This window comes from Mesorhizobium sp. B3-1-7, from assembly GCF_006439385.1.
Classification (GTDB): domain Bacteria; phylum Pseudomonadota; class Alphaproteobacteria; order Rhizobiales; family Rhizobiaceae; genus Mesorhizobium.
The window spans coordinates 1-15196 of sequence record NZ_VFTL01000008.1 but is presented as its reverse complement, the minus strand read 5'-3'; the positions used below and the strand labels follow the sequence as shown (position 1 = coordinate 15196).

The 15196-nt window shown below is 64.8% G+C and carries 18 protein-coding genes and 1 pseudogene; 8 read left to right on the top strand and 11 right to left on the bottom strand.

Annotated elements, in window-relative coordinates; genetic code table 11:
* Positions 1-114 precede the first annotated feature (114 nt).
* Together FJ417_RS08700 and FJ417_RS08695 are read left to right on the top strand one after the other, a co-directional pair.
* Positions 115-414, top strand: a complete 300-nt coding sequence (locus FJ417_RS08700; protein WP_140647862.1) for a hypothetical protein — start codon at positions 115-117, stop codon at positions 412-414.
* 137 nt (positions 415-551) lie between these two features.
* Entirely contained in the window at positions 552-1904 is a 1353-nt protein-coding gene (locus FJ417_RS08695) for a chloride channel protein (RefSeq protein WP_140783170.1), read from the top strand.
* Positions 1905-1925: 21 nt separating this feature from the next.
* Here the strand turns inward: FJ417_RS08695 and FJ417_RS08690 are convergent, their stop codons facing one another.
* The 8 genes from FJ417_RS08690 to FJ417_RS08655 all read right to left on the bottom strand — a co-directional run bounded on the left by FJ417_RS08690 (position 1926) and on the right by FJ417_RS08655 (position 7223).
* Positions 1926-2684, bottom strand: a complete 759-nt coding sequence (locus FJ417_RS08690) for a DUF4336 domain-containing protein (RefSeq protein WP_140783169.1) — start codon at positions 2682-2684, stop codon at positions 1926-1928.
* A gap of 33 nt (positions 2685-2717) precedes the next feature.
* On the bottom strand, positions 2718-3269 hold the full coding sequence (locus tag FJ417_RS08685; protein WP_140783168.1) for a hypothetical protein: 552 nt from the start codon (positions 3267-3269) through the stop codon (positions 2718-2720).
* Positions 3270-3389: 120 nt separating this feature from the next.
* Entirely contained in the window at positions 3390-3680 is a 291-nt protein-coding gene (locus tag FJ417_RS08680; protein WP_140647858.1) for a hypothetical protein, read from the bottom strand.
* 96 nt (positions 3681-3776) lie between these two features.
* On the bottom strand, positions 3777-4562 hold the full coding sequence (locus tag FJ417_RS08675; RefSeq protein WP_140647857.1) for a hypothetical protein: 786 nt from the start codon (positions 4560-4562) through the stop codon (positions 3777-3779).
* Positions 4549-5082 carry a sigma-70 family RNA polymerase sigma factor gene (locus FJ417_RS08670; RefSeq protein ID WP_140783167.1) on the bottom strand — a complete coding sequence of 178 codons (534 nt, stop codon included), beginning with the start codon at positions 5080-5082 and terminating at the stop codon, positions 4549-4551. The genes FJ417_RS08675 and FJ417_RS08670 overlap by 14 nt, the downstream gene beginning before the upstream one ends.
* A 472-nt stretch (positions 5083-5554) precedes the next feature.
* Positions 5555-6058, bottom strand: a complete 504-nt coding sequence (locus tag FJ417_RS08665) for an invasion associated locus B family protein (protein ID WP_140658627.1) — start codon at positions 6056-6058, stop codon at positions 5555-5557.
* Between the two features lie 257 nt (positions 6059-6315).
* Positions 6316-6678 (bottom strand): YkvA family protein, encoded by a 363-nt coding sequence (locus FJ417_RS08660; protein WP_140647854.1) that lies wholly within the window; start codon positions 6676-6678, stop codon positions 6316-6318.
* A gap of 251 nt (positions 6679-6929) precedes the next feature.
* On the bottom strand, positions 6930-7223 hold the full coding sequence (locus tag FJ417_RS08655; RefSeq protein WP_140783166.1) for a 4a-hydroxytetrahydrobiopterin dehydratase: 294 nt from the start codon (positions 7221-7223) through the stop codon (positions 6930-6932).
* A 117-nt stretch (positions 7224-7340) separates the two neighbouring features.
* Between FJ417_RS08655 and FJ417_RS08650 the strand changes: the two are divergent.
* Positions 7341-7857, top strand: a pseudogene (locus FJ417_RS08650) (low molecular weight protein-tyrosine-phosphatase).
* Here the strand turns inward: FJ417_RS08650 and thpR are convergent.
* Both thpR and FJ417_RS08640 read right to left on the bottom strand, forming a co-directional pair.
* On the bottom strand, positions 7764-8357 hold the full coding sequence (gene thpR, locus FJ417_RS08645; protein WP_140647851.1) for an RNA 2',3'-cyclic phosphodiesterase: 594 nt from the start codon (positions 8355-8357) through the stop codon (positions 7764-7766). The pseudogene FJ417_RS08650 and the gene thpR sit on opposite strands and share 94 nt — an antisense overlap.
* Before the next feature lie 118 nt (positions 8358-8475).
* Positions 8476-9120 carry an arylesterase gene (locus FJ417_RS08640; RefSeq protein ID WP_140783165.1) on the bottom strand — a complete coding sequence of 215 codons (645 nt, stop codon included), beginning with the start codon at positions 9118-9120 and terminating at the stop codon, positions 8476-8478.
* An 83-nt stretch (positions 9121-9203) separates the two neighbouring features.
* On the opposite strand from FJ417_RS08640, the gene FJ417_RS08635 reads away from it, so the two are divergent.
* The 4 genes from FJ417_RS08635 (at position 9204) to FJ417_RS08620 (ending at position 14216) form a co-directional block, all read left to right on the top strand.
* A complete protein-coding gene (locus tag FJ417_RS08635) occupies positions 9204-9902 on the top strand; it encodes an ABC transporter ATP-binding protein (RefSeq protein ID WP_140783164.1) in 699 nt (232 codons plus the stop codon).
* Positions 9902-12442 (top strand): ABC transporter permease, encoded by a 2541-nt coding sequence (locus tag FJ417_RS08630; RefSeq protein ID WP_140783163.1) that lies wholly within the window; start codon positions 9902-9904, stop codon positions 12440-12442. Before FJ417_RS08635 ends, FJ417_RS08630 begins: the two co-directional genes overlap by 1 nt.
* A 238-nt stretch (positions 12443-12680) precedes the next feature.
* A complete protein-coding gene (locus FJ417_RS08625) occupies positions 12681-13421 on the top strand; it encodes a Bax inhibitor-1/YccA family protein (RefSeq protein ID WP_140783162.1) in 741 nt (246 codons plus the stop codon).
* Positions 13422-13637: 216 nt separating this feature from the next.
* Positions 13638-14216, top strand: coding sequence for a GNAT family N-acetyltransferase (locus tag FJ417_RS08620; protein WP_140783161.1), 579 nt, complete (start codon positions 13638-13640; stop codon positions 14214-14216).
* Between the two features lie 75 nt (positions 14217-14291).
* Here the strand turns inward: FJ417_RS08620 and FJ417_RS08615 are convergent, their stop codons facing one another.
* On the bottom strand, positions 14292-14678 hold the full coding sequence (locus FJ417_RS08615) for a DUF2794 domain-containing protein (protein WP_140658621.1): 387 nt from the start codon (positions 14676-14678) through the stop codon (positions 14292-14294).
* 338 nt (positions 14679-15016) lie between these two features.
* On the opposite strand from FJ417_RS08615, the gene FJ417_RS33350 reads away from it, so the two are divergent.
* On the top strand, positions 15017-15196 hold a 180-nt coding region (locus FJ417_RS33350; RefSeq protein WP_210240642.1), incomplete at its 3' end, for a hypothetical protein.

Genomic DNA, 15196 nt, shown 5'->3' with positions numbered 1-15196 from the left:
TCCCACCATGGTCGGCTGAAAATCGATCACATATTCGTGTTGGCGTAACCAATCGAAGCGCATCCGCGAACCTGAAAGGGGCGACCACGCCCCTCAACAATGGGAGTTGTTCTGATGCACTCGATCAAGTTCGCACTCGTTGCCGGCCTCGCCGGTCTTTGCGCCTCGCAGGCCTTCGCCGAGGACACGATGGGCGCCATGACGATGATGAAGGGCGGGCAGGTCACCGCGATCATGCCGGACGGTCACATGGGCACCATGATGCCGGACGCCAAGATGAGCGCCGATATGATGAAGATGGCCAAGCCCATCAAGCATTGCATGATGATGATCACCGACGCCAAGGGCAAAGCCTACATGATCGATACGTCGACCAAGAAGGCCCAGGCCGAATGTGAAAAAATGGCGATGTGAGATCCACCTTGCCCGCCTGACATTCCCGCCGGCATCGGAGCCGGCGGGACAATCTTGAGCGCATGCACGATTACGCCTGCGCGGTCTTGATCGACCCTCAGCCTGTGCTAGGGCTGAATTCCATCACGAGGGCGGACATGGCCGGCATATCCCGAAAGAATCGTATGCTGCGGCGCTCACAGGCGATGTGGGTGTCGCGGCGCGTCTGGCAGCCGCGCCTGGTCTTCTGGGCCGGCGCCATCTCGATCGGCCTGATCAGCGTCCTGTTCGCATTGCTCGCCGACCGCGCGCAAACCCTGTTCCATCTCATGACGGGCAATGACGGCGGCTGGCGCTTCTATCTGCCGCTGCTCGTGACGCCGCTCGGTTTCGTCCTTTGCGCCTGGCTGGCGCATTCCTTCTTCCCGGGATCGCAAGGCAGCGGCATTCCGCAGGCGATCGCGGCACGGCATCTGCGCGACGAGGACGACCGCAGCCACATCCTGTCGCTGCGTTTGGCGGCGGGCAAGATCGCGCTCACCATCGTCGGGCTCGCCTGCGGCGCCTCGATCGGCCGCGAAGGCCCGACGGTGCAAGTCGGCGCTTCGCTGATGCTGCAGGCGGCGCGCTGGGGCGGCATGGCGCAGGCGCGCGGCCTGATCCTTGCCGGTTCGGCCGCCGGCATCGCGGCGGCCTTCAACACGCCGCTTGCCGGCATCGTCTTCGCCATCGAGGAGATGGGCCGCGCCTATGAATCGCGCACCAACGGCCTGGTGCTGACGGCGGTTATCCTAGCCGGCCTTGCCTCGCTCGGGCTCATCGGCAACTACACCTATTTCGGCGTCGCCAAGGACACGGTCGCCTTCGCCGCCGACTGGCCGCTGGTGCTGGCTTGCGGCATCATCGGCGGCGGTGTCGGCGCGCTGTTCTCGCTCTCGGCGCTGAAGGTCATGCGCCGCGTCCGGCGCTGGAACGCGCTGCAGCCGCTGCCGCGCACGCTGGTCGTGGCGGCTGTCTGCGGCCTGGCCGTGGCCGCGATCGGCATCGCCTCCGGAGGATTGACCTTCGGCACCGGCTACACGCAGGCGCGCGGCGCGATCGAAGGCACGCCGCTGCCGGCCGTCTTCTTCGTCGAGAAATTCGCGGCCGGCCTGCTGTCGATGGTGTCGGGGATACCGGGCGGCATCTTCGCGCCGTCGCTGGCGGTGGGCGCCGGGCTGGGCAGCACGCTCGGCCTGGTCTTCGGCGCGGCCACGGGAACCGCGGCGCTGCTCGGCATGGCCGGCTATTTCGCCGGCGTCGTGCAGGCGCCGATGACGGCCTTCGTCATCATCCTCGAAATGACCGGCAACCACGACAATGTGATCGCGCTGATGTGCGCGGCGGTGCTGGGCTACGGCACGGCGCGGCTGATCTCGCACGAGCCGCTCTATCACGCGCTGTCGCGCGTCTTCATCGCCGAGGCGATCCGGCGGCGGCGCGCGGAGACGAGCGAAGCAGTCAAGGCGTAGCGCTTCGAAGGTGGGTCGTCGTCACAAAACCCAACGGAACGCGCGCCTGAGTTCGGCGGCGCCGTCTTTGTCATACCATCGGCCATGCGCGATTATGACGCGCTCCGGCTGCCAAGCGAGCATTTGGTGAATCGCCGCCCGCAAGGCCCGCCGACGGCGAAAGAAGCTCAGCCGCATGTCGATCGGCGCCTTGCCGTCCGGATCGATCGCGCCGGCGAGCCTGACGAGCAATCGCAGAAACCAGCTATGAATCCGGCCTGGCTCGAAGTTCTCTATCAGGTCGGTGAGGATCAGCGTTTGCGATGCGCGATGGAACAGCACGGCCTCGGTGAGGACGTCGCCGCGCACGACCAAAAGGTCGATCTCAGCGGGCCAGGGCGAGGCGCGCCCCACCAGCAGCCGGTCCACGGCGATAGGACGCTTTGCCCGTTCCCGCAGGCCGCGCACGGCCAAAACCTCCGCCCTAGGCATGGCGACCTTCCAGTCGGGCAGCCACCAGTAGTGAAGGGAGTTCGGCGCGACCAGGAAGCGGACCGGCCCCAGAAGCTCGACCGCGGACCGGAGCGCGGGCGCAAGCGCGACGGGCGAATGCAGGATCAGGTCGCCACTGCGAAGCCGCACGACCGTCATGCGGGTGGTGAAAGGAAATTCAAACGGTCCGACGCCGAAGCCGATCCGTGGTCCATCCACGATCCACAGATCGGGAGCGACGGGTTTCAGGACATCGATCGGCTCATAGAGATCGAGAGCGGACCTGTCGGCGGGCGATTCCTGGGGCATGGCTACTCGGCGGTAACTCGAAGCGCGATGCGGTCAGCCGAAACCGTCCGGCGCCTGCGAGCCATATGGCGCGCCTTCGTCTGGAGGGAAGCACATGGCTGCACGCATCGCCAGCCACTCGCGAAGCGCGACACGGATTAATTCCATGCGTCCGAGCTTCATGCGCGCCGCGATCGTCGACAGCGCAATTTCGGTGGCCGGGTCGAACGACATGGACGCGGAATCGCGCAGCATCGCCGCGGCGCGAAAATCGGCGAGCCGCGCGTCCTCGGCCGGACCGGCTTGCCCTTCGCCCGGTTTTGCATTCGCAGTCGCCTGCGACTTTGCCGGGCCCGTGGCGGTGTCGCAGTCCCGGATCGCAACGAGGTTGTCACCTTTGATCGTAACGAGGACGAGGCGCGACCCCCGCGGATAATATCGGAGTAAGGCAGCGGCTTGATCGGCGAGGATGGCGCCGTTCCATTCGCAGAGCTCGCCGCCGAGCAGCCAGTTCCGCTGCCCGCCATTCGCCATCACGGCGATGTATTCTCCATCGCAAGGATAACCGATCAGTGCGATTTCCTCGTAGTCTTCCAATCTGCGCATCGCAAATAAGTCCCTGGTCGATGAAGCCGTGCTCATCTCTTCTTGCGCGAAAACGGCCCCGCAACCTCCAAGCCGAGATGCCGGGCCGTCGGGAAGCGCCCGCGCGCAGCGCTTCCCGGGTCACCTTCCCGGGTCACCTGGGGAGCCGGTAACCTGCGACAGCATCTCGTTCGCGCAGGCAATCAGGGGGACGGTCGAATTCGGCAGCCGCGCTTGCGACAGCCACAATCGGCGGTGCTCCTGCGACAGGCCCTTCATCGCGGTGCGAGCAGCGGAGGTGATCTCGAATGGCCCGCAGGCGGCACACTGGAACTCCACCTTGCGGAGCATGACCTCGGCTTCCAGGGCCACTCCGGCGCAAACGGGACAGGTGGACGGATAGTATCTCCTTTCGAACGGCAGGAGTTTCATCGCGCGGACTTATCCGACGGCATGCGGCATGGGCGGATCGTGAATTCCAGCTTCGCGTGCATTCTGTCTCCCTTGTCCGGCAGCCGACGGCCGCGATCAGCCTCTTGTCTTGGGCGCGACGCTCCGGCGCGTGGCGACCTCGATCTGCTTTGCTTCCACTTCGAGCCGATCCGGCGCGGCGGACCCCATCAGCGCATAGGCGGTACCCCCAGACTGCCAGTAAACCGTCGGCACGCGGCCGTCGGTGGCAGGCGTCGGGGGAACGGCGTCCTCGCCGTTCATCGGAGCCGCCACAAGTGTGATGCGCCCGACGCTTGGTGTATCGGCCGTCACGACCAGGCTCTGCTGTCCGTTCCAGGGCTGCACCTGGACATCCTTGACCACCCATGCCGAGGGCAGCGTCGGCATGCTGACGTTGACGGCGCCAACCAGCCGCTGGATCTTGTCCTGTTTGAGCTCGACGCCCTTTTCGGGACCGGCATTGAGTTGCGCGACGCGCAGCGCATCCCGCGCGGCCAGGATGAAGGTTTCATCCGCCGTCTTGCCGCCCTGGCGAAGCGGCACGGTCAGCGAGTTGGCCGACCATCCGATCGCGATTAGCGCGACGGCGGCGACCTGAAGTCGGAGCATCGCGAACATCCGCCTGCGGCGAAGCGCCTGTTCCAGCTGTCTCGCCTTGTCGACGGTCGCGCCGGGCGGAAACAATCGCCTTGGTTGGGAATCGCGCAACGCTTCCATGCGTTGCGCGTGGGCAAAGACCTCCGCTGCCAGTTCCGGCTCGCGGGCAAGCCGGGCCTGCAGCTCGGATCGCTGCGACGGCGACAGCTCGCCATCCAGCAAGCGGCCGATATCCTGCTCGGAAACGCGACTATCGGGCCACATCACGCCCTCCAATGATCTTCAGATGACGGGAAGCTCCGTCATCCATATTTTCCATGTTGTGCTTCAAGGCAGCGCGAGCCCGGCTGAGACGGGACATCACGGTTCCCGTCGGCACGCCCAGAAGTTCGGCCGCCTCGGAATAGGTAAAACCCAGCACGCCGACCAGGTGCAGTATTTCGGCCTGGTCGGTCGGCATCCGGGCGAGGGCCCTGCCGACGTTGGAAAGTTCGGCGCTGTGCTCCTGCGGCGGCGGCGAGGCGGCATCCGACATGTCGGCGATGGACGCAAGGCGCCGCCTGTCGGCATCGGCCTGACTGGCACCGGTGAAGAAGGTATTGCGGACAATCCTGATCAGCCAGGGAAGCAGCGGCCGGGAGGGATCGTAGCTGCCGGCCATCGACAACGCACGGGCGAGAGATTCCTGTACAAGGTCATCGGCGTCGGAATCATTGCCGGTGAGCACCCTGCCGTAACGCCACAGATCCTCCAGGTGCGGTATGACGTCGAACTCCGCTTTCATCCCATCTCATGCCGCCCGTCTCATGCCCGTGTTGGCGCAAGCCGGGCCTACCTTACTGCGCTGTCCAGCCAAAGCCGGCGTGAAAAGCGGCCCAGCGGTCAGGGACAGGGGGACAGGCAACCGCTGGGCCGGCTGGGAGCGTGCTCCTCCCGACTGCAAGCCCTGAAAGACACTCATCCCCAGTGCTTGCCGCCGCTCCCTGTTTCCGGCGCGGCCCTGAAAATGACGGGCCGCGTCAAAACGTGTTCTCCCTCTTTGCGCTATCTACCGGGCTCGGCGGGAAACTATTCCGTCGGCCGCGAAATTTTTCCGGGCGATTGGCCGCGGGTATGAATTCCCGGCCGTGCCTCGCCGACGCCGCCCGCCGAGACGAACCGGCGCGGATACAAGGCAAGCTGAAGGGAAAAGGCCGGACCTGATGGCCCGGCCTTGCGTCAGTTCATTCGTCGTTTTGGCGGTTTGTGGCTCTTGCCTATTTGCACTTGGCGATCGAGGACAGCGCGGCCGAGATGCCCTTGAGGGAGAAGACGTAGGAGGTGGGGTTGCCGCGGCCGGACTTCGCCTGCACCTTCATGTCGGAGCCGGTCTTCATGGCTGCGATCAGCACCGGCTCTTCGGCGGCGTTCTCGACCCAGGCCGACTTGCCGCGGGTGAACATCGAGAAGGATTTCTTGTCGATGGTGACGGTGGCCTTCGAGCCTTCCTGGAAGTTGTAGCCGGCGATGAACTGCGGCTCGTAGGAGACCTGCTGTCCGGGCCGCTGGCTGACGAAGAAGAACATGTCGCCATGGTCGAGCGTCGCCGGCTGCTTGTCGGTGGGCACGGTCAGCACATAGCAGACCTTGCCGGCAGCCGACTGATAGCTGTAGGTGCCCCAGGCATTGTGCTGGCCGATCTTGGTCGCCTGTTGCGCCAACACCGGCACTGCCGAGGCCACCAGGACCAGGCTGGAAACTATAGCAATCAATCCGCGCATCGTTCTTCCCGTATTCCAAATGGTGCGGAGGCGGGCCGCGTGGCGTCCTGCCGTCGCTTCATTTTGATTTAATCAGGGTTACCAAACGGTGAATTGTCCTCGAAGAAAAGGAACTCACCCCAGGAAACCGCCACCATCCGCGCCGCCACTGTGGATTGAGGCCGGCGCGACGTCCCGGCGCGGAGTTGGATGCCACGAAAACGGCAAGAGTTTGTCTTTTCGCACGCGCTGATTTACGGGCGTGAGGCGAGGCGAGATCAGTTCTTGTCCGCCAGCGCGTCCCTGGCGGCCTGCCTGTGGGCAGGCGTGATATGGGCGCTGACGGCGGTGATCGCGGCGGTCAGCACGGCAAGGTCGTCGGTGAAGCCGAGGCCGACGACGAAATCGGGAATGAAGTCGAACGGCAGGACGAAATAGCCCAGCGCGCCGAGCAGGATCGCCTTGGCCCGCATCGGCGTGTCCTTGTCCATGGCGCAATAGTAGGCGGCGACCACCTCGTCCATGAACGGAATCTGCCGCGCCGCCTTCCTCGCGGTGCGCCAGAATTTCTCGCGGACCTCGCCCTCGCCGGCAAGCTTGTCGCCGAAGCCGAAGAAATCGAAACCGGTACCTTGCGTCATCAGTCGCTCCTTGGCGGCCGGTCGCATCGTTGCGCCGGCCCACCGCGGGAAAATGTGGTGAAAGCGGGGGGCTGCTACAAGAGTTTGGGCGGTTGCTTGGCCGGAAAATCGGAAAGGGCTGCTGGCCAGCGGTGACCTGGCTGGCAATCGCCTAGTTTCTGCGATTGGCCGAGGCATCCTTCCCATCGTCATCCACGGGCTTCGCTCCTTGCTTCGCCCTGGAATGACGAAGAAAGGCGAGTCTTTTCGACTCAGCCGAAATATCGGTTCATCCGCTTTGCCAACTCGATATCCAGCGCCGTGATGCCGCCGGCGTCATGCGTGTTCAGCGTCACGTCGACGGTCTTGTAGACATTCGACCAGTCCGGGTGATGGTCCATCTTTTCGGCCGCCAGCGCCACGCGGGTCATGAAGGCGAAGGCCTCGGAGAAATTCTTGAAGACGAAGCTGCGTTTGATGGAAGCGCCGTCGGCGGCGAGCGACCAGCCGCCGAGCTCGGCCAGAGCCGTGGTGATCGCGTCCTTGGTCAGCTTTTCCCTGTTCATGTGTGGTCCCTGTGCTATTCGAAAATGGCCTGCACCATAATGCATGTCGCCCAAAAGTGCGCGGCGGTTTTGGGGTGACGACATGCATGAAAGCAAAGATTTAAACCTGCCGGATCGATGCGCGAAAAGCCCTTAAAATCCATTCTGTTCGTCTGCCTCGGCAACATCTGCCGGTCACCGCTTGCCGAGGGCGTTTTCCACAGCGTGCCGGCCGAGCGCGGGCTGGCCAGGCGCATCGTGCTCGATTCGGCCGCGACCAGCGGCTGGGAGGTCGGCTCCGCGCCCGATCCACGCTCTGTGGCGGTGGCGGCAAAGCATGGCGTCGACATTTCAGGGCAGAGGGGCGCGCAAGGTGCTGGCGGAGGATTTTTCGCGCTTCGACCTGATCCTCGGCATGGACAAGGCGAATGTGCGCGAACTCAAGGCGCTGGCGCCGCAGGCCGCGCACAACCGCATCCATCTCTATCTGGATTTTGCCACGGGACAGAGCGCGGACGTGCCGGATCCCTATTACGACGGCGCCGAGGCCTTCGCTTCGGTCTATCGCATGATCCGCGAGGCATCTGAGGCGCTGGCGAAGCGGCTCGAGGCCAGCGCTTCGCCGACCAGCGGCCAGGCTTCTTCGACGATGTAGGGGCCGCCGCCGACCGAATCGCGCGACGACATCAGGACGAAGCGGCCGACGCGGAAGGGCAGCGCCGCGAAATTGCCGCGCGCCGAAAGATATTGCGCGACATCGAGCGGGCTCCCATTGCGCAGGCGCGCCAGCGTCACATGCGGTGAGAATTTGCGCGGGTCGGCCGGCAGGCCGAGCCGCTGGCAGATGCGGTCGATCTCGCCCTGCAGCGCCGCCAGGTCGGGCGAAGCCGACACGCCGGCCCACACCGCATGCGGCTTCTTGCCGCCGAAGGCGCCGACGCCGGAGAGCGTCATTTGAAAAGAGGGGCGGTCGACCCGGTCGAGGGCGTTGGCGATCTCGTCGGCGACATGGCCTTCGACATCGCCGATGAAGCGCAGCGTCAGATGGTAGTTTTCGACGTCGATCCAGCGCGCTCCTGGCAACCCGCCCCGGAGCAGGGACAAAGAGAGGGCGGCATCACGCGGAATTTCGAGGGCGGTGAAAAGACGTGGCATGTGAAGCCTCCTGTCCTCGAATCGAAACTCTCGTCCCTAGCGAATCATCGATACAAGCGCGGGGCAAGAGCTTTGTTGTCCACAAAGTTTCCCCAGCGGAAACCGTGGCGTTTTGGACTCACGACGGGCCGCCATTGTCGGCGATCGCCCTCTCGACGGTGGGCAGGATGCGCTCGACGATCACGTCGACGCCCTTCGGATTGGGGTGCAGGCCGTCCTCCAGCTGCAGATCGGGGTGGCCGGCGACGCCGTCGAGAAAGAACGGATAGAGCGGAACGGCATATTTAGCGGCAAGCTTCGGGTAGATGGCGTCGAAGGTCTTCTGGTAGTCGGCGCCGAGATTGGGCGCGGCGCGCATGCCGGCGAGCAGCACCGGGATGGCGCGCTGCTTCAGCTTGCCCAGCATGGCGTCGAGGTTCTTCTCGGCGATGTCGGGAGCGACGCCGCGCAGCATATCGTTGGCGCCGAGTTCGAGAATGACGAGCCTCGTGCCGTCCGGCACCGACCAGTCGAGCCGCGCCAGCCCGCCGCTCGATGTGTCGCCGGAGACGCCGGCATTGGCGACGGTGATGTCGAGGCCCTTAGCCTTCAGCGCCGCCTGCAGCCTGTCGGTGAAACCCTGGCCTGGGCCAAGGCCGAAGCCTGCCATCAGGCTGTCGCCGAAGCCGACGATGGTGAAGGTGACGGCGCGCGCCGGCGTAATGGCGCCGCAAACGGCGAGGAAAAGGATGAGGGCTGCGGCAAAACGGTGTTTGAATGCCATGCGGCGAGCCCCATATGACCGAAACAACCCAAGGAAAGAGACACGGGCCGTCTCCCTTTTTCCACATATAGGGCACTTTCATTGTGACAGAAGCCGTCATCGCGCTGAGGGACGTATCGCTGACGCTCGGCGAGGGCGCGTCCTCCGTCCATGTGCTGAAGGGTGTGAGCCTCGACGTGGCGGCCGGTGAAGCCACCGGCATCGTTGGACCGTCGGGCTCGGGCAAATCAACCCTGTTGATGGTTCTTGCCGGTCTGGAACGGGTCGATTCGGGTACGGTCCAGATCGCCGGTGAGCTGCTCAACGGCAAAAGCGAGGACCAGATCGCATCGTTTCGTGGACGAAACATTGGCATCGTCTTTCAGTCCTTCCATCTCATTCCCAACATGACGGCGCTCGAGAACGTCGCGGTGCCGCTCGAGCTTGCCGGCCATGCCGACCCGTTCGGCGTCGCCGCGCGCGATCTCGCCGCCGTCGGCCTGAGCGACCGCGTGACGCACTATCCGGGCGAGCTCTCCGGCGGCGAGCAGCAGCGCGTGGCGATCGCCCGGGCGCTGGCGCCGTCGCCGCGCATCCTCATTGCCGACGAGCCGACCGGCAATCTCGACCAGGTGACGGGAAAGCAGATCGCCGATCTTCTGTTCGCCAAGGCGGCGGAACGCGGCATGACGCTGGTGCTGGTGACGCACGACCCGGCGCTTGCCGCGCGTTGCGCGCGGCAGGTCTCGATGCGCTCGGGGCGGATCGAGGACGCGCCGAAAGCCGTGAAGGTTCCCGCCTGATGCGGACATTGAAGCTCGCCATCCGCTTCTCGCTGCGCGAGATGCGCGGCGGCCTGTCCGGCTTCATGATCTTCCTTGCCTGCATCGCGCTGGGCGTCGCGGCGATCGGCGGCGTCAATTCGGTGGCGCAGGCGATTTCCGCCGGCGTCGCCAATCAGGGCCAGACGCTGCTTGGCGGCGATTTGCGCTTCCAGGTCAACCAGCGCAGCGCTTCGGATGCCGAGCTCGGCTTCATCAAAGGCCTCGGCACGGTCTCACTGACTTCCGGCATGCGCTCGATGGCGCGGCTGGAGGACGGCTCCGACCAGGCGCTGGTCGAGGCAAAGGCCGTCGACGACGCCTATCCGCTCTACGGCGCGCTGGAGACGGATCCGGCGCTGCCGAAGGACCAATTGTTCGGCGAAAGGTCCGGCGTGTTCGGCGCCGCCGCGCCCGACCTGTTGTTCGACCGGCTCAATGTTCACATCGGCGACAGGCTGAAGCTCGGCAGCGCCATTTTCGAGTTGCGGGCCAGGCTGGTCAGCGAGCCGGATGCGGTGTCGGACGGTTTCGGTTTCGCGCCACGGCTGATGATTTCGCGCGAGGGCCTTGCCGCATCCGGCCTGGTGCAGCCCGGCAGCCTGGTCGAGAATGCCTATAAGGTGCGGCTGCCCGACGGCGCGTCCGAGGCCCGGATCAAGGACATCCAGGCCGAGGCCGCGAAGGATTTCCCGCAGGCCGGCTGGTCGATCCGCACGCGCAGCAACGCCGCCCCCGCGCTCTCCGCCAACATCGAGCGCTTCTCGCAGTTCCTGACGCTCGTCGGGCTGACGGCGCTGGTGGTCGGCGGCGTCGGCGTGGCGAATGCCGTGCGCGCCTATCTCGACGGCAAGCGCGGCGTCATCGCCACCTTCAAGAGCCTCGGCGCCTCGGGCGGTTTCGTCTTCACCGTCTATCTGGTGCAGATCCTGTTGATCGCGGGCCTCGGCATCGTGCTCGGGCTGATCCTGGGCGCCGCGATGCCGTTCGTGGCGAGCGCGCTCCTGCAGTCCGTCATCCCGGTGCCCGCGCAAGGCGGCTTCTATCCTGGCGCGCTTGCCATGGCCGCACTGTTCGGCCTGCTGGTGACGCTGGCCTTCGCGCTGCTGCCGCTCGGCCGCGCCCGCGACGTGCCGGCGACGGCGCTGTTCCGCGAAATGGGATTCGAGAGCCGCGGCCTGCCGCGCCTGCCCTATACGGGCGCTGCTCTGGCGATCGTGCTGGCGCTGGCGGCGCTGGCGATCCTCTCGGCCAACGACTACCGCATCGCCTCGATCTTCGTCGGCGCCACGGTCTTTGCCTTCCTGGTGCTGCGGCTGGTGGCGATGCTGGTGCAGTGGGCGGCAAAAAAAAGCCCGCGCGTGCGTTCCGTTTCGCTGCGGCTGGCGCTCGGCAACATCCACCGTCCGGGCGCGCTGACGCCCTCGGTGGTGCTGTCGCTTGGCCTCGGGCTGACCCTGCTGGTGACGCTGGCGCTGATCGACGGGAATCTCAGGCGGCAGATCTCCGGCAGCCTGCCGGAGCGGGCGCCGAACTTCTTCTTCGTCAATATCCAGAGCAGCGAGGTCGACGCCTTCGCCAGCCTCGTCGGCAAGGAGGCGCCTCGGGGAACACTGGTCAAGGTGCCGATGCTGCGCGGCCGTATCATGGCGCTCAACGGCGTCGACGTCGACAAGGTGAAGATCCCGGCCGACGGCGCCTGGGTGCTGCGCGGCGACCGCGGCCTGACCTATGACGCGAAACAGCCGGAGAACGCGACGCTGACCGAAGGTGCGTGGTGGCCGCAGGACTATTCCGGCGAGCCGCTGGTGTCGTTCTCGGCCGAGGAAGGCAAGGCGATCGGGCTGAAGCTCGGCGACACCGTGACCGTCAATGTGCTGGGACGCAACGTCACGGCGAAAATAGCCAATTTCCGCCAGGTGCAATGGGAGACGATGGGCATCAACTTCGTCATGGATTTCTCGCCCAACACCTTTGCCGGGGCGCCGCATGGCTGGCTGGCGACGCTGACCGACAAACAAGCCAGCACGGCCGACGACGCAAGGCTGCTCAACGCTGTCACCCGCGCCTTTCCGGCGGTGACGACGGTTCGCGTCAAGGACGCGCTCGACATCGTCAACCGGCTGGTCGCGCAATTGGGCACGGCGATCCGCGCCGCTGCCGGCGTGGCGCTGATCGCCTCGGTGCTGGTGCTCTCCGGCGCGCTTGCCGCCGGCAACCGGGCGCGCATCCACGACGCGGTGGTGCTGAAGACGCTCGGCGCGACGCGACGGATGCTGATTACGGCCTTCTCCCTGGAATATATGCTGATCGGCCTCGCGACGGCGCTGTTCGCGCTTGCCGCCGGCGGCATCGCCGCCTGGTTCGTGGTCGCGCATATCATGACGCTGCCGTCGCATTTCATGCCGGAGGTCGCGGTGGCGACGATCCTGGTTTCGCTGGCGGTCACCGTTGGAATCGGCCTTGCCGGCACCTGGCGGGTGCTTGGCCACAGGGCAGCGCCGGTGCTGCGCAACCTCTGACGGAGGGCCGAGAGCCGTCCGCCCGGTTAAATCTTTGTAAGAATGCCGCCTGGAAGACCCGAAAACCGGCCTTTTGCCTTCTCACAAAGCGTTACGGCCCGTTACCGTCTTGTTCTTGACGTCAAGAACCATCATATTTCGCGCTAGGCATGCTGGAGCTCCGCCAGCGGCGCCTGGTCCCTGGACCGCTCCGAGCGGACCTGTCACCGGACGGGGCAGAAGCAACAGAGGATTTCCAATGGCTGATCCCATTCGCAACTACCAGACGTCCGCCGCCCCCGGCGCGCGCGTCGATATCGATCAGGGCCTGCGCGCCTATATGATCAAGGTCTACAACCTCATGGGGCTTGGCCTTTTGATCACCGGCCTTGCCGCCTGGGGCGCCTTCCAGCTCGCCGTCACCGGCGACGGCCAGCTGACCGCCTTCGGCCAGCTCATCTATGCAAGCGCGTTCCGCTGGGCCGTCATCCTGGCGCCGCTCGCCGCCGTGATGTTCCTGTCGTTCCGTATCCAGTCGATGAGCGTGGGCGCGGCGCAGGCCACATTCTGGGTCTATGCCGGCCTTGTCGGCCTGTCGCTGTCGACGATCTTCCTCGTCTACACCGGCACCAGCATCACCCAGACCTTCTTCGCCACGGCCGCGGCCTTCGGCGGCCTGTCGCTCTACGGCTACACGACCAGGCGCGACCTGTCGGCGTTCGGCTCGTTCCTGATCATGGGCGTGATCGGCCTGCTGATCGCGATGCTGATCAACATCTTCCTGCAGTCGTCGGCGCTTGGCTTCGCCATCTCGGCGATCGGCGTGCTGGTGTTCGCCGGCCTCACCGCCTACGACACGCAGAAGATCAAGGAGATGTATTTCGAAGGTGACGTCGCCGACGTCGCCGGCCGCAAGGCGATCATGGGCGCGCTGCGCCTCTATCTCGACTTCATCAACCTGTTCATGTTCCTGCTGCAGTTCATGGGCGACCGCCGCTAGGGCAGTTCGCCGTTTCACGGAAACGGCGAACCCTCTATCTCCTTGTTTGACGCAATTCCGGACGGAAAACCGCGCACACTTTCCTGGAATTGCTCTAAAGGCGGTTACCCGGTCTCAGTGGACCATAGACTTTGCGAAGGGCGGCCCAATGGCCGCCCTTTCTTTTTGCGCAGTCCTCTGCTGTTATCGAGGCAGGAAAGAGAACCTGCACAAATTATGAGCAATGTTGCGATCAGGGGCGCCACCGCGGCCGACCTCGACCGAATCACCGAAATCTATGCCGATGCGGTCGCGCATGGCACGGCGAGCTACGAGCTGGAGCCGCCCAGCCGCGCCGAAATGGGCAACCGATTCGACAGCCTGGCGGCGGGCGGCTTTCCTTATCTCGTGGCGGAGAAGGACGGCGCCGTGCTCGGCTATGCCTATGCCGGGCCGTTCCGACCGCGCCCCGCTTACCGATTCGTCATCGAGGATTCGGTCTATGTCGCGCCGGAGGCCAAGGGGCAGGGCGTCGGCTTCCTGCTGATGCGGGCGCTGATCGAGATGGCGCGCGCGGCGGGCTTCCGCCAGATCATCGCGGTGATCGGCGATGGCCACCCGGACAGCGCCTCGGTGCGGCTGCACGAGAAGCTCGGCTTCCGCCATTCCGGTCGCTTGGAAGGATCGGGCTACAAGCACGGACGCTGGCTGGACACGGTGTTCATGCAGCTTTCGCTGAATGGCGGCGCGGAATTGCCGCCCGATCCGAATTCGCTGCCGGAACGGAAGTTTCGCGAAAGGCTCAAGGGGAATTGAAGAACTGGGGAATTGGGCAATTGAAGAAAGGTATTCAGAGTCCTTTTCTCCAGTTCCTCACTTCCTCTTTCCGGACTACGCCTCGACAACCTTGAGCTTCGCATCGAACACGCCAAGCACGCGGCCGAGTTCCTGGCTGCGCTTCAGGATGCGGCCGCCTGCGGCGATGACGGCAAAAGCGCCTTGCCGGCGTGCCAGCCTGGGGTCCTTGACGATCTGGAAAAGCGGCACTTCGCTGGCCCGGCGGAAGACGGAAAAGACAGCGCGATCAGTGAGATGGTCGATCGCGTAGTCGCGCCATTCATTGGCCGCCACCATGCGTCCGTAAAGCCTCAGAATCTGGTCGAGCTCGCGCCGGTCGAATCGCACCGGCTGGTCGAGGCGGGCGTTGCGCGCCTCGTGCAACGGGATCAATATTCCGGATGCTTCCCCATCCTCCGTCCCGCTGCTGTGATCGGTCATGCCTCGATCCTTCGATTGAATCATGCGCCGGCCAAGGTTCGCGCTTTCGCGGTCGAATTGCAAGGCCTGGCTAAGCAGGCCCGATGGTCGCGCGGTTTCCCAAACGTCCAGTCACGTTTGCGAAACACATGTTGGAATTGGTGATGCTCTGCCACATTCTCGCCACAAATAATCCGCGCTCATGCCCCAATGTCCGACGAATTTACCGGCGTTGCCTGAGACGGTTCGGTCCGGCACCGGCTCGTAAACCCCAAGCCCCCCGCCCACGGGTCAGCGTCGGATCGAACCAACCTCGGTTTTTCCTTGGAAAAATCAGGTGCGACGATCCCAAAACCTGAATGACCGGCGTCAGAAGCAAGCTGACGCCGGTTTTTTATTTCCCTTCACCCTTGTCTACGGCATGCACACATTTCCAAGCGGCTGGTCTTGGCGATAGCGTGAATGGCAGCTTGGCGCATGCATTGTCTTATGCAGCGCTGGTCGACCCCCACTCCGTCTCGGCTTCGCCGAGCCACCTC

Coding starts and splice junctions, on each gene's coding strand:
- FJ417_RS08700 (WP_140647862.1), top strand. CDS start 115: ATGCACTCGATCAAGTTCGCACTCGTTGCCGGCCTCGCCGGTCTTTGC.
- FJ417_RS08695 (WP_140783170.1), top strand. CDS start 552: ATGGCCGGCATATCCCGAAAGAATCGTATGCTGCGGCGCTCACAGGCG.
- FJ417_RS08690 (WP_140783169.1), bottom strand. CDS start 2,684: ATGCCCCAGGAATCGCCCGCCGACAGGTCCGCTCTCGATCTCTATGAG.
- FJ417_RS08685 (WP_140783168.1), bottom strand. CDS start 3,269: ATGCGCAGATTGGAAGACTACGAGGAAATCGCACTGATCGGTTATCCT.
- FJ417_RS08680 (WP_140647858.1), bottom strand. CDS start 3,680: ATGAAACTCCTGCCGTTCGAAAGGAGATACTATCCGTCCACCTGTCCC.
- FJ417_RS08675 (WP_140647857.1), bottom strand. CDS start 4,562: ATGTGGCCCGATAGTCGCGTTTCCGAGCAGGATATCGGCCGCTTGCTG.
- FJ417_RS08670 (WP_140783167.1), bottom strand. CDS start 5,082: ATGAAAGCGGAGTTCGACGTCATACCGCACCTGGAGGATCTGTGGCGT.
- FJ417_RS08665 (WP_140658627.1), bottom strand. CDS start 6,058: ATGCGCGGATTGATTGCTATAGTTTCCAGCCTGGTCCTGGTGGCCTCG.
- FJ417_RS08660 (WP_140647854.1), bottom strand. CDS start 6,678: ATGACGCAAGGTACCGGTTTCGATTTCTTCGGCTTCGGCGACAAGCTT.
- FJ417_RS08655 (WP_140783166.1), bottom strand. CDS start 7,223: ATGAACAGGGAAAAGCTGACCAAGGACGCGATCACCACGGCTCTGGCC.
- thpR (WP_140647851.1), bottom strand. CDS start 8,357: ATGCCACGTCTTTTCACCGCCCTCGAAATTCCGCGTGATGCCGCCCTC.
- FJ417_RS08640 (WP_140783165.1), bottom strand. CDS start 9,120: ATGGCATTCAAACACCGTTTTGCCGCAGCCCTCATCCTTTTCCTCGCC.
- FJ417_RS08630 (WP_140783163.1), top strand. CDS start 9,902: ATGCGGACATTGAAGCTCGCCATCCGCTTCTCGCTGCGCGAGATGCGC.
- FJ417_RS08625 (WP_140783162.1), top strand. CDS start 12,681: ATGGCTGATCCCATTCGCAACTACCAGACGTCCGCCGCCCCCGGCGCG.
- FJ417_RS08620 (WP_140783161.1), top strand. CDS start 13,638: ATGAGCAATGTTGCGATCAGGGGCGCCACCGCGGCCGACCTCGACCGA.
- FJ417_RS08615 (WP_140658621.1), bottom strand. CDS start 14,678: ATGACCGATCACAGCAGCGGGACGGAGGATGGGGAAGCATCCGGAATA.